We start from the raw sequence: 12,543 nt of genomic DNA, 5'->3' as shown, positions 1-12,543 counted from the left end.
CCTTCCCGACCTAAACGATGTTGATCAGCGTATCCGACATCTCCCGGGCGGCCTGCAGAAGGCGCGCCGCGGCGTTGTAGGATTGCTGGAACTGGATCATGCGGGCGAGTTCTTCATCAAGACTCACCCCCTCAACGTCAGACCGCTTGATATCGGCGGCTTCCTTCACGGATTCCGCAGCGGTCTCGGCGCGTTGGGCGGCCGCGGCGACAGAGCCGACCTTGCCCGCAACCCGCGCGCCATATTCGATCAGGGTGGACATGCCGCCCTTCATGTTGCCAGCGTCATCAAAGGTGCGCTTGGCCTGACCCGCGGCCGCCAGCTCCTGGCCGCCACGATTGTCCCCGGCGCTCACCACCAGATCGCCCGGAACCGTCGCGCCCGTCACGTCCAGCTTGGCCATCGACAGCAGCGTGGAATCCGACCGGATCGCCGGGCGCACCTCGAACCCTTCCGCCCGGCTCATCCGGGCGCCGTCCGACATGCCGAAAATGGTGGTGAAGGACTTGCCCGTGCCGGTCCGCACGCTGGTGTCGCCGGTGACGACGACCTCATACTGCTCGAACCCGGCGTTCGGCGTGAAACTGATCTCGCCATTGCCGTCCATGCCGAACGAGCCGTAGGCGCCGAGCCCGGTGCCCGCCGCGTTCAACGCGTTCAGCTGATCCTGGATGGTGGCGCCGGCCACGCTGACATCGATATCTGCGGTGCGTCCGCCATTGGGACCGAGCACCTTGAAGCTCATCACCCCGCCGCCGGCCAGGCCATGGGCGCTGGTTGCGGTCAGACCGGTCTCGAAGAAGGCCGGACGGTCGGAATCCACGATGTCATTGAGGCCGAAATAATGCGCAAAGCCCCGTCCCCCGATGGAAGAGGGGTTGGCGCTGTCCTGGGCCAGGGCGACGCCGTGATTGGCGTTCGCCGCATCAATGCTCAATCGCCCATTGGTGAAACTGGCCGTCCCATTGCCGCCCAGCGCGGTGTTGATTTCGTTGACGAGGTCGGTGATCGAGTTGGCGGCGTTGCCGTCCACGGTGAAACCGGTCCCGGTGACGGTGATCGCCACCTGCTGGACCAGCGTGCCGTCATTGTTGACGATGGCGAGCGTGGCCGCGCCCGAACCCTGCAGCACATCCGCCCCTACCAGGCTGGTGTCACGGCCGGTCAGCGTGTTGGGCGGCGGATAGGCGGTGGCGTCGTTATGCGCCGCGTTCAGCGCGTCCGCCGCGCCGGCGGCGTATTCGGCCAGGGCGGCCGCCAGTTGCGGCAGATCCTTGTCACGCAGATCAATCAGTCCGCGCAACTCGCCCGACGTGATGTTCTGGGTCAGGTCGACGCGCGCGCCCGACGCCGAGACCACGGCGGTGATCTCGCCATAATCCAGACCGTAGGCGCCCGTGCCGGCCGGGGTGTACTCCAGCTGCAGCCGGGAGTTGTCCAGCAGCGCCACGCCATCCGCTGTGGACACGAAGACGCGTCCGTCCGGCTGGCGGTTGGTGCGCACATCGATATAGCTCGACAGCTCGTCCAGCAGCTCGACCTGACGGTTGGCGGCGCCGCTGGTGTCGGCCGAACTGGCGTTCAGCGATTGCGCCTGCAGGTTCAGGTCCTGCATTTCCTTGAGGATTTCATTGATGCGGCCAATGCCTGAGCCGATCCGGGTGTCCGCTTCATTGCGCAGGGTGCGCATCTCGACCGACAGGCGCTGGGTCTCATCAAAGAAGGTCTGCAGTTCGGAGGCGGCGCTCAGACGCGCCACGGTCTCGGCGCTGTCGGCGGCGGCGGCGCTGAGGGAATCAAAAGCGGCGTTCAGGCGTCCGAAGATCGAGCTCTCGTCAGACGTGCTGCCGAACTGGGCCTGCAGGCGATCCAGCGCCGAGTATCGCGCGGTCGCCGCAGAGAAGTCGGAATTGGCGCGCACAGACGCGGCGAGCAGGTATTCATCGGTGATGCGTTCTACCCCGCGCACATCCACGCCCATCCCCTGCCCCGCCACATTGCGGGAGGTGATGGCGAGCTCGGTGCGCGCATAGCCTGGCGTGTTCACGTTAGCGACATTGTTGGACGCCGTGCGCAAACCCAGCTGCGAGGCCCTGAGTCCGGACAGGGCGTTGCCGATCACAGAATTGAGCGCCATGTGCGCCTCCAATACCGCTCCGCCGGGGCGATTTTACCCATTTGGCGGCAGAATTTTCCTAGCCAGCCTGAAGAACGCGACGCCTGGAACCCGACCCGGAAACCCAATAAGCACCTTTGTTTTAAAGGTTTTTCTTGGCCCTGGCGGACTCGCGCCCATGTGCGCTTGCCGACTGGCTGCCCACTACAGCGCAAGCAACGGGCCAAACCGGATACTGGCCCGAGCGCTCGGCAATTCCGTCATGCCCAGCGGGGGAAAATCTGCCGATCGGCGCCGAATTCAATTCCTAATGACAAGTTTATTCATTGTTTTATATGCACTTTTTGGATTTCGATAATTGGCACGCCCCTTGAAGGACAGGATCGACCTCGGCTGGACAAAAGGTCCCGCCCCCTCGACGCAGCAAAACGCGGCGCATCAGCTTGATGATTTGCGGAGCCTTACGCTCATGCCGCTCGACCGTCTGCCTCCGGCCCCTGCGCCGACAATCCCCAGCCCGAAGCGCGCTCAACGTGCGTCGGGCGAGGATGCGCAGACGTTTGCGCTGCCCGGAAACCGTGAGAGCGGCGCCGAGAAAGCCTCCCGTCCGGACAAGGCCGAGCGCAAGTCCGAAAGCGCGCGTGAGGGCAAGAATCGCGAAGCAAGCGCTTCGACCAAGCCGGAGGACGCCCGCGAGGCGCAGAGCCAGACTCCAGATCCTCAGGGTCCGGAAACCGCGAACCCGGCTCTGGCCCTCAACGAAGTCTTTTCCCAGGCCGTAACCGACGCCCAGGAAACCGCGGCGACGGCCGAGACTGCCGCCACCTCATCCAAAGCGGCGGACGCCGAGGCAAAGACCGGGGCTGAAGCGCGTGCGCAGGCCGTTCTGCCGTCCGGAGCGGGCAAAGCCGGACCCGAGACCTCTGACGCACAGTCGCTGTCCCAATCGCAGGCACGTGCAGGCGCGCAAGACAGCGCGGCGCCGATCACGCCCGCCGCCGCTGCGCAGAACGACGCCGCCCCGGACGAAACCATCGCCGTCAAACCGGACAGCGCCGCCAAGTCCTCTGACGCACCGCGCCAGTCGCCCGCTGATGGGGCGCAGCCCGCAGCCGGAGAGCAGGCGCGCGCCCGGACCGAACAGACCGCCCCCCAACAGACCCAGCCTGCCCCCGAGCCGGAGCTAGAGCCGGAGCCCGAAGGCACGGTCGAGCCGTCAGCCGCCCGATCCGCGTCATCCGCTGATGGCGAGGCTGACGCCGAAGCCGACGCGGCGCGCGCCGTGCGCGATGCGCAGACCGCACGCGCCGAGGCTGTCCGCTCTGACGACTCGCGTCAGCAGGTCCGGAGCACGCCCGATAGCTCACCGGCATCCAAGGACGCCGCGCCGCAAGCAAACGCTGATGCGGACAAGGCGCAAGCGAAGTCCGCCGAGACGGCCCCCGCCGGAAAGAACGCGCCCGAGCCGACCCAGGGTCAGAGCCGGTCCGCCGAAACTGTCGCGGATCCGGCCGAGGCCGCCGCCTCGGTGCAGGCCGCCTTCAAACAGGCCCAGCAGCAAGCCCAGAGCGCGGACTCGGACCGGGCGCCGGGCATGCAGAACAAGTCCCGGCATGCCGACAAGAGCGATGCGGGCGCCAAGACGCCGACGCCCCAGGGCGCACCCGACTCCGGCGCCAACAGATCTGCAGCCCCGGACGCCGCTACGCCGACAGCGCGCCCGACGCCGCAACCTGTCGCTCCGGCGAACGCCCCGACCGATCCCCTCGCCTGGTTGCTTCAGGAGAGCCTGATAGCGGAAGAGGCGCCCATGGACGCGCCTGCCGACACGGTCGATGCGGAACTCGACATGAGTACGGTGCGGGCCGAACCGCGCATCGAGGCCGCTCGCCCCTCGCACCATCCCCAGGCGCATGCCGCCTCCCGCTTCGCTCCGACGACCACCCACACCCTGGCGGCGCAGATCGCGCGCAAATTCAATGATGGCGGGCGGGTCTTCGACATCCGTCTGGATCCGCCGGAGCTGGGCCGGGTTGAAGTCCGTCTCGAGCTGGGACCGGACAACAAGGTGTCCGCCGTCCTGAGCGCAGAGCGCGCCGACACCCTGTCCGAACTGCAACGCAATTCGAAAGACCTTGAAAAGGCGCTGGCCGACGCCGGCCTCGAGCTGGGCGAGGACGGCCTGTCCTTCTCGCTGAGCGAGGACAATGGCGCGTTCAACGGCTTCCAGGACGAGGCGCACAGCGCGCCGGACGGATTCGCCGCCCGGAACCGGTTCACCGTGGAGGTCGAGACCGACCTGCCCGCCGCCCCCCTTGCTGACGCGCTCTACGGCTTCGCCGTGAGCCAGCGCGCCGGCGTCAATCTGATCGCCTGAGCAGAAGAGCGAGATCATGACCGAAGTCAATGCAGCCGCCCAAACCCAGCAAGCGCAAAGCCAGTCAAAGCTTGCGACCGCTGGCCTTGCGGACAATTTCGACACCTTCCTGACACTGCTGACCGAGCAGCTGAAAAACCAGGATCCGCTCGACCCGCTGGAATCCGAACAGTTCGTCCAGCAACTGGTCCAGTTCTCCTCGGTCGAGCAACAGATCGCCTCCAATGAATCCCTCGAGGCCCTGCTGGCGCTTCAGCAAAGCGACGCCCAGCTCAAGGCGCTCGACTTCATCGGCAAGGAAGCCACTGTGAACACCCGCTACAACCTCCTGCAGGATGGTGAGGCGGCGTGGGAATACGGCCTGTCTCAGGAAGCGGACAGCGTCGAGATCCTGATCTTCGACGAGAAGGGCACGCAAGTCCGTCGCCTGGATGGCGAGACGGGCGAAGGCGTCCATGCAGTGACCTGGGACGGCAAGGATCAGGCTGGCAACACCCTGCCTGAAGGCGTCTACGAGATCGAGATCATCGCCAAGGATGCCGACAAGAACGCCATTGATTACGCCACCCGCGTTTCACACCGGGTCACGGGCGTGGAGATGAGCGGCGGTCAGGCCCAGGTCAGCTTCGCCAATGGCGAACTTGTGCTGCCTGCCTCTCTGGTGACCAGCGTGCGCGAGGCGAGCAGCGCCCCCGCCAATTCCAACACCAGCTCTCCGGACGAGGAGTCCGAGGCTGCCGCTTAACCCCGAAGACGGGGAAACCGGAGCCCGAACCGCTCCGCAACAAAATCGAGGCTCTCCGCCAGAAGGAGCGGACGCCCTGGCTAAAACGATGGGAAGCAAGTCATGAGTATCAACTCAGCCATGGCCGCCGGCGCGTCCGGCCTGATCGCCAACTCTTCGGCGCTCGCGGCGATTTCGGACAACATCGCCAACGTCAATACCGTGGGCTACAAGCGCGTGGATACGATCTTCACGCCGAACTACAAGATCGGCGGCGGCGGCGAGACCCGCTACGCCTCTTCGGGCGTCAGCTCGAATTCGCGCCTCGACGTCAACTCGTCGGGCCTTCTCACCCCGGGCGTCAGCGCCACGGACATGGCCATTGACGGCGACGGGTTCTTCGTCGTGCGCCCCAGCCCGACCGCGGGCGGCTCGTCCGACGCCGTGCTGTTCACCCGTTCAGGCGGCTTCCAGACCGATTCCTCGGGCTATCTGCGCAATGACGCCGGCATGTACCTTTATGCCTGGCCGGTTCAGGCCGACGGCACGGTCAACCAGAACCCGTCCAACGTGGACACTCTGGAAGCGGTGAACCTGTCCAATATCGGCGGCACCGCAAACGCCACCTCCAGCGTGCGCATCAACGCCAACCTGCAGGCCAGCACGACGCCTTCGGCCGCGGCGGCGACCTATGACCCGACCGCATCCGGCACCAACATGGCGTCGGGCACGGTGACGCCGGACTTCGAGCGCACCATCCAGATCTACGACACCCAGGGCGGTGTCAGGTCCGTGACCATGTCCTTCCTCAAGCACGCCACCAACGCCAACCAGTGGCATGTGGAGCTGCACGTCCAGCCGGCCTCTGACGTCACCACGGGCGCGCCTCTGATCGACGGTCAGATCGCCACGGGCATTGTCGCCTTCGACACCAATGGCGAGATCGTGCCCGGCGCTCCGACCACCCTGCCCACCTCGCTGCCGTTCGAAGCATCAGACGCCGCCGGCGCCGTGGGTGCAGGCGCAGTCCGCTGGGCGGCGTCGACCGGCGTTGGCGCACAGACCATCTCGCTGGATCTCGGGACCGCCGGCACGCCGGGCGGCATCACCCAGTTCAACTCGCCCTCCAACCTGGACTCCACCGTGGTGGATGGCGCGATCTTCGGCGCCTTTGCGGGCGTGGAAGTGAGTGATGACGGCTTCCTGTCCGCGCGCTTCACCAACGGCGTGGTCCGCCGCGTCTACCAGCTTCCGGTCGCCACCGTCTTCAACCCGAACGGTCTCGCTTCGGTTGGCGGCGCGAGCTTCCAGATCACCGAGGATTCCGGCGCCTTCACCCTGAACGCCCCCGGTTCGGGCGCGTCAGGCACCATTGCGGCGAAAACCGTCGAGAACTCCAACGTCGATATCGCGACTGAATTCTCCAACCTCATCATCACCCAGCGGGCCTATTCGGCCAGCTCTCGGATCATCACCACGGCGGACGAAATGCTCGCCGAGGCGATCCAGATGAAGCGCTAACCCAACGCCGTCCCACCGGCCGACTGACACCCCGGCGCTTCGGCGTCGGGGTGAATTTTTTCTAAACAACTGATTTACCGCACTTTTACCTTGCGCTTTAGGCTCACCTTAAGAGGCCTCGCGTATAACCCGTCTCATTAAGGACCCGCGTTAGACGGGTCTTCCTAAAAGGATGGGTCGGATGGAACGTCGAGCGAAGAAGGAAAACTATGTCATCGGTCCTGATGGCAGCCCCTTAACCGTGGCCGATTTGCCGAGCCCGGACACCAAGCGTTGGGTTATTCGCCGCAAGGCTGAAGTCGTCGCCGCCGTGCGCGGCGGTCTGCTGAGCCTGGATGAAGCCTGTGACCGCTACCGGCTGACCGTGGAGGAGTTTCTCTCCTGGCAGCGCTCTATCGACCGGCATGGCCTTGCCGGACTGCGCACCACGCGCATTCAGCAATACCGCCAGTAGGCGGTTCGCCCCCCTCTCTTTCAGGCCCGCGTTCAGCGCGGCGAGTTGCGACTCGCCGCGCTGATCGTGTTTTTTGATTCAACGCGTTAAGACCTCGTTTACGCGGATAGTGGGAAAAACTTGCCTAGCCGCTGCAGGGAGCGGCGTTTTCCTGATTCGGAAATCAGCAAGGGCCCAGCGTGAACGCGATACTGGAACAGCTTTCCCGATTCGGAGTCGGTCGACTGGCCGCCATACTCGGCCTGACGGCCGGTGCGGCCGCCGCTCTGGTGTTTTTCACCATGAGCATGAACTCCAATGGCCAGGCGCTGCTGTTCTCCGGCCTCGGCCCGGCGGACGCCGCCGCCGTGAGCCAGAGGCTGGACCAGGCCGGCATCTCCTACGAACTGCAGGAGGGCGGATCGGCGGTCTATGTCAGCACCGATCAGGTCGACGAGGCGCGGATGCGCGTCGCCTCGGGCGGGGCGCTGAGCTTTGGCTCGGTCGGCTACGAGATCTTTGACGAGACCGATGCGCTCGGCACCACCAGCTTCGTGCAGAACGTCAACGCCAAGCGCGCGCTCGAAGGTGAGCTGGCGCGCTCGATCAACACCCTGAACACCGTGTCCGCCGCCCGCGTTCACCTGGTGCTGCCTGAACGCCGCCTGTTCTCGCGCGAGCAGCAGGAACCCTCCGCTTCGGTCGTGATCAGCGTGCGCGGCGAGCTTCCGAGCGCGCAGATCAACACCATCCGCAATCTGGTCGCCACCGCCGTGCCGGGCCTGCAGGCCAACCGCATCACGCTTGCCGACGATCAGGGGCGCCTCCTGGCCGCCCCCAGCGACGCCGAGGGCGATGTGCTGGGCGCCATGCTGGATGACCGCCAGAACGCGATCGAACGCGATCTGCAACAGAAGATCCGCGATCTCGTGGAGGGCATTGTGGGCTCGGGCGGCGTGCGCGTCGCCGTCACTGCAGAGATCAACCGCGAGAGCCAGACCCGCACGCGCCTGGAATATGATCCGGACGGTCAGGTCGAGGTGAGCCGCCGCGCCATCGAGGAGCGTCGCAGCGAGCCAGTCAATTCCGGCGGCGTCTCGGTCAGTGAGAACACGCCCGACGCCGAGGCCGGCGCGAATGGGGAAACGCCGCTGCTGGCCACCAGCGAGAGCTCGACGACCGAACGCAATTACCAGAACACCCAGGAAGAGACGGTCTCCATCATCCAGGCGGGTGATCTGGAGCGCCTCGCCGTGTCTGTGGTCGTGGATGAAGTGGCGGTCGTGGGCGAGGACGGCACCCTGAGCTTCGAGCCGCGCAGCGAGGCCGAGCTGACCCAGATCCGCAATCTCGTCGCGGCGGCTGTCGGCTTTCCGACCGACACCACCCTGACCGATGGCGACCAGATCCTGCAGGTCACCTCCATGCGCTTCAATCGCCCGGACCTCACCCTGGGCACGCCGGCGCCGGAAGGCTTCAGCCTCGCCCGTCTTGATTTCATGCGCATCGCCGAGATCGCCGTGCTGTTCGTGACCGCGCTGCTGGTCATCCTCCTGGTCGCTCGTCCGCTCGTTCAGGGCGCTGTGGGCAATGTCAGCGCAGCGCGCCCGGCCCTGGCGGGCGCGGGAAGCGGCGGCGGCAAGGCCCTGCCGGACAATGTCCAGGCCCTGCTGGGCAATTCGGACGGCACGGTGATGCTGCCCGAAGGCGACCCCTCTGATGACCATATCGACGTCGCGCAGATCGAGGGTCAGGTGAAGAAGTCCTCTGTGCGCAAGGTGGCCGCCCTGGTCGAGCAGCACCCTGATGAATCCATGAGCATCCTGCGCACCTGGATGCATGACGGGGAGGGTTGATCATGGCTGAAGCGCCCGCCCCTCGCGGCCGGAAAATCGACGACCCGTCCAGCATGACGGGCGCGGAAAAGGCCGCTGTCATCCTGCTGGCGCTCGGCGACGAGCAGCGCCAGCTGTGGGAAATGATGGATGACGAGGAAATCCGCGTCGTCTCCCAGGCCATGGTCAATCTCGGGAATGTGACCTCCGGCGCCGTCGAGAAGCTGATCATGGAGTTTGTCGGCTCCATGTCCTCGACCGGCTCCATCGTGGGCTCGGTCGATCAGGCGCAGCGTCTGCTGTCCTCCTTCCTGCCCGAGGACAAGGTCGACCAGATCATGGAAGAGCTGCGCGGTCCCGCCGGCCGGACCATGTGGGACAAGCTCGCCAATGTGAACGAGGTGGTTCTGGCGAACTATCTCAAGAACGAATACCCGCAGACCGTGTCCGTGGTGCTCTCCAAGGTGCGCCCCGACCACGCCGCGCGCGTTCTGGCCGCCCTGCCCGAGGATTTCGCCATGGAAGTGGTGACCCGGATGCTGCGCATGGAGCCGGTCCAGCGCGAGATCGTGGAGAAGATCGAGGAGACGCTGCGCTCGGAATTCATGAGCAATCTGGCGCGCACCTCCAAGCAGGACAGCCACGAGCTGATGGCGGACATCTTCAACAATTTCGATCGCCAGACCGAGAACCGCTTCCTCGCCTCGCTCGAGGAGCGCAATCGCGATTCCGCGGAGAAGATCCGCTCGCTCATGTTCGTGTTCGAGGACCTGGGCAAGCTGGACCCGCAAGGCGTGCAGACCCTTCTGCGCGGCGTGCCCAAGGACCAGCTGGGCCTGGCGCTCAAGGGCGCGTCCGACACGCTGCGCGACCTGTTCTTCTCCAACATGTCCGAGCGGGCGGCGAAGATCCTGCGCGAGGACATGGCGTCCATGGGCCCGGTGCGCCTGAAAGACGTCGATGGCGCGCAACAGGCCATGGTCAACCAGGCCAAGGACCTCGCCGCCAAGGGCGAAATCCTGCTGTCGGAAGGCGGCGGGGAAGACGAGCTGATCTACTAGGAAGGCCGAAACTCAGTGACCGACGGCTTCAGAAAATTCGACTTTGACCGGGAGTTCGCACCGGACGGCCGCATTCTGCGTGAAGGCGACACGTTCAAGCGCGTCTATACCGAAGACGAGATGCAGATGGTGGCCGAACAGGCCGCCGAAGCCGCCCGTCAGGTCGCCGAGATCGAGGCCCAGGAAGCCGCCGCCGAAGCCGCCGGCCAGGTGGTGCATCAGGTCGCCGGACTGCTGGGCCGCCTGCAGGCGGAATCCGAAGCCATGCGTCAGGACGCCGCCCGCCTGGCGCTGGCGTCCGCCCGCATCATCGCGGGCGCGGCGCTGGAGCAATATGGCGAGGAAACGCTGAAGGACTGCATCACCGAAGCCCTGGCCGATCTGCGCAGCGAACCGCGCGTCGCCGTCCGGGTGAACCCGTCCATGTCCGACGCGCTGGCGGAAATCCTTGAAGGGGAAGCCGCCCAGCATGGACTTGAGGGCGCGCTGATCGTGCGCGCCGACGCGGACGTGCCGCGCACCGATTGCGTGCTGGAATGGCGCTCCGGCGCCATCGAGCGCACCACCGCCGATATTGAATCCCGCATCGAGCAAGCCGTGAAGAACTGGCTGGCCCAGCCCCGCGAGGGCGATGCGGACATCACCCCCGATCAGGCCGCCATGGGCGGTCAAGCCTCGGCCTGAAGGAGCTAAGCCATGAGTGACGACGATCTGAACCTGCCCGATCTGTCTGACGGCCCGCAAGGCGTGAACCCCGATCCCGAGCCCATGGGCGAGCCCGCCAATGGCGCCGCTCAGGCGCTGATTGACGAAGAGGTTCGCACCGCGGTGGACCTGGCGCCCGTCTTCGACGTGCCGGTCAACATCTCTGCGGTCCTGGGCAAGGCCCATGTGGATGTGAACTCGCTGCTGCGCCTGACCTCGGGCTCTGTGCTCGAGCTGGACCGCAAGGTCGGCGAAGCCATCGACATCTATGTGAACTCTCGCCTGGTCGCCCGCGGCGAGGTCGTCGTCGTGGACGACCGGCTGGGCGTGACCATGACTGAAATCATCAAGGACGGGGACACCGGCTGACCCCGGCCGCCCATAGGAAAGGAAACGAACGATGCGCGTTCTGATCGTTGGAAGCCTGGGCGGCCAGTTGTCCGCCGCCACGAAAATCGCCATGGACCGCGGGGCGAAGGTCGCTCATGTGGACACCATCGCGCAAGCGACCGCCTATTTGCGGGCCGGCAAGGGCGCCGACCTTCTGATGGTGGACGTCAATCTGGATGTGGGCAGCCTGATCGCCGCCAACGAGGCCGAGCGGATCATCGTTCCGGTCATCGCCTGCGGCGTGAATGTGCGCCCGGAAGCCGCCGCCGGCGCCATCAAGGCCGGCGCGAAGGAATTCATCCACCTGCCGCCCGAGCCCGAGCTGATCGCGGCCGTGCTGGAAGCCGTCTCCGACGATGACCGCACCCTGATCGCGCGCGACCCGGCCATGCTCGATGTGGTGCGTCTGGCCGAACAGATCGGCCCGTCCGACGCCTCCGTCCTGATCACGGGCGAAAGCGGGGTCGGTAAGGAAGTCATGGCGCGCTATGTGCACAAGAAGTCCAAGCGCGCCTCGAAAGCCTTCGTCTCGGTTAACTGCGCCGCGATCCCCGAAAACCTCCTGGAATCCGAACTGTTCGGCCATGAGAAAGGCGCCTTCACCGGCGCGCTCGCCCGCCGGATCGGCAAGTTCGAGGAGGCCGATGGCGGCACCTTGCTGCTCGACGAGATCAGCGAGATGGATGTTCGCCTGCAGGCCAAGCTGCTGCGCGCCCTGCAGGAACGCGAGATCGACCGCGTGGGCGGCTCCAAGCCCGTGAAGGTGAATATCCGCGTGCTCGCCACCTCCAACCGCGATCTGCGCGAGGCGGTGAAGGACGGGACGTTCCGCGAGGACCTCCTGTTCCGCCTCAATGTCGTGAATCTCGCCATTCCGCCGCTGCGGGACCGCCCCGAGGACACGCTGGCGCTGGCTGATCACTTCCTGAAGAAATACGCCAAGGCCAATGGCGTCGATTACCGGCCCCTGTCCGAGGCCTCGAAGGCCCAGGTCGTCGCGCGCGCCTGGAAAGGCAATGTGCGCGAACTCGAGAACGCCATGCACCGCGCCGTGCTGCTGGCGAGCGGCGACAAGATCGAGCCTGAAGCGATCCGCCTGCCGGACGGCTCGCCCCTGCCGGCGAGCTCGGCGGGCGCCGCCATGGCGCGCCAGGCCGCCCAGGCGGCGGATGAAGCGATCAACCTCGTGGGCAAGACCGTGGCTGAAGTGGAGAAGGATCTCATCCTCGACACGCTGGACCATTGCCTCGGCAATCGCACGCACGCCGCGAACATTCTGGGGATTTCGATCCGCACGCTGCGCAACAAGCTCAAGCTTTATGGCGAACAGGGGGAGGATATCCCCGGTCCGGGCGAGTCCCGGTTCGCCGGATGATCATCA

At 65.7% G+C, this 12,543-nt stretch carries 10 protein-coding genes; 9 read left to right on the top strand and 1 reads right to left on the bottom strand.

Annotated features, from left to right (window positions below; all coding sequences use genetic code 11):
- Positions 1-10: 10 nt before the first annotated feature.
- A complete protein-coding gene (gene flgK, locus OA2633_RS13170; protein WP_009803061.1) occupies positions 11-2,137 on the bottom strand; it encodes a flagellar hook-associated protein FlgK in 2,127 nt (708 codons plus the stop codon).
- 448 nt (positions 2,138-2,585) lie between these two features.
- On the opposite strand from flgK, the gene OA2633_RS13165 reads away from it, so the two are divergent.
- The 9 genes from OA2633_RS13165 to OA2633_RS13125 all read left to right on the top strand — a co-directional run bounded on the left by OA2633_RS13165 (position 2,586) and on the right by OA2633_RS13125 (position 12,537).
- Positions 2,586-4,493 carry a flagellar hook-length control protein FliK gene (locus OA2633_RS13165; protein WP_009803060.1) on the top strand — a complete coding sequence of 636 codons (1,908 nt, stop codon included), beginning with the start codon at positions 2,586-2,588 and terminating at the stop codon, positions 4,491-4,493.
- A 16-nt stretch (positions 4,494-4,509) separates the two neighbouring features.
- Positions 4,510-5,238 carry a flagellar hook assembly protein FlgD gene (locus OA2633_RS13160; RefSeq protein WP_009803059.1) on the top strand — a complete coding sequence of 243 codons (729 nt, stop codon included), beginning with the start codon at positions 4,510-4,512 and terminating at the stop codon, positions 5,236-5,238.
- Positions 5,239-5,340: 102 nt separating this feature from the next.
- Entirely contained in the window at positions 5,341-6,738 is a 1,398-nt protein-coding gene (locus tag OA2633_RS13155) for a flagellar hook protein FlgE (protein WP_009803058.1), read from the top strand.
- Positions 6,739-6,919: 181 nt separating this feature from the next.
- The gene (locus OA2633_RS13150; RefSeq protein WP_009803057.1) at positions 6,920-7,192 is read left to right on the top strand and encodes a DUF1153 domain-containing protein; all 273 of its coding nucleotides are present in this window, start codon (positions 6,920-6,922) and stop codon (positions 7,190-7,192) included.
- 179 nt (positions 7,193-7,371) lie between these two features.
- Positions 7,372-9,027 carry a flagellar basal-body MS-ring/collar protein FliF gene (gene fliF, locus OA2633_RS13145; protein WP_009803056.1) on the top strand — a complete coding sequence of 552 codons (1,656 nt, stop codon included), beginning with the start codon at positions 7,372-7,374 and terminating at the stop codon, positions 9,025-9,027.
- 53 nt (positions 9,028-9,080) lie between these two features.
- The gene (fliG, locus tag OA2633_RS13140; RefSeq protein ID WP_371262346.1) at positions 9,081-10,067 is read left to right on the top strand and encodes a flagellar motor switch protein FliG; all 987 of its coding nucleotides are present in this window, start codon (positions 9,081-9,083) and stop codon (positions 10,065-10,067) included.
- A 15-nt stretch (positions 10,068-10,082) separates the two neighbouring features.
- Positions 10,083-10,751, top strand: coding sequence for a FliH/SctL family protein (locus OA2633_RS15580; protein WP_009803054.1), 669 nt, complete (start codon positions 10,083-10,085; stop codon positions 10,749-10,751).
- A gap of 84 nt (positions 10,752-10,835) precedes the next feature.
- On the top strand, positions 10,836-11,141 hold the full coding sequence (gene fliN / locus OA2633_RS13130; RefSeq protein WP_040613687.1) for a flagellar motor switch protein FliN: 306 nt from the start codon (positions 10,836-10,838) through the stop codon (positions 11,139-11,141).
- Positions 11,142-11,172: 31 nt separating this feature from the next.
- Positions 11,173-12,537 (top strand): sigma-54-dependent Fis family transcriptional regulator, encoded by a 1,365-nt coding sequence (locus OA2633_RS13125; RefSeq protein WP_009803052.1) that lies wholly within the window; start codon positions 11,173-11,175, stop codon positions 12,535-12,537.
- Positions 12,538-12,543: the final 6 nt, after the last annotated feature.

Source organism: Oceanicaulis sp. HTCC2633 (assembly GCF_000152745.1).
In the GTDB taxonomy this organism is placed as follows: Bacteria; Pseudomonadota; Alphaproteobacteria; order Caulobacterales; family Maricaulaceae; genus Oceanicaulis.
Note: the sequence above shows the minus strand (reverse complement) of the source record. Positions and strands in the feature narration are given on the sequence as shown.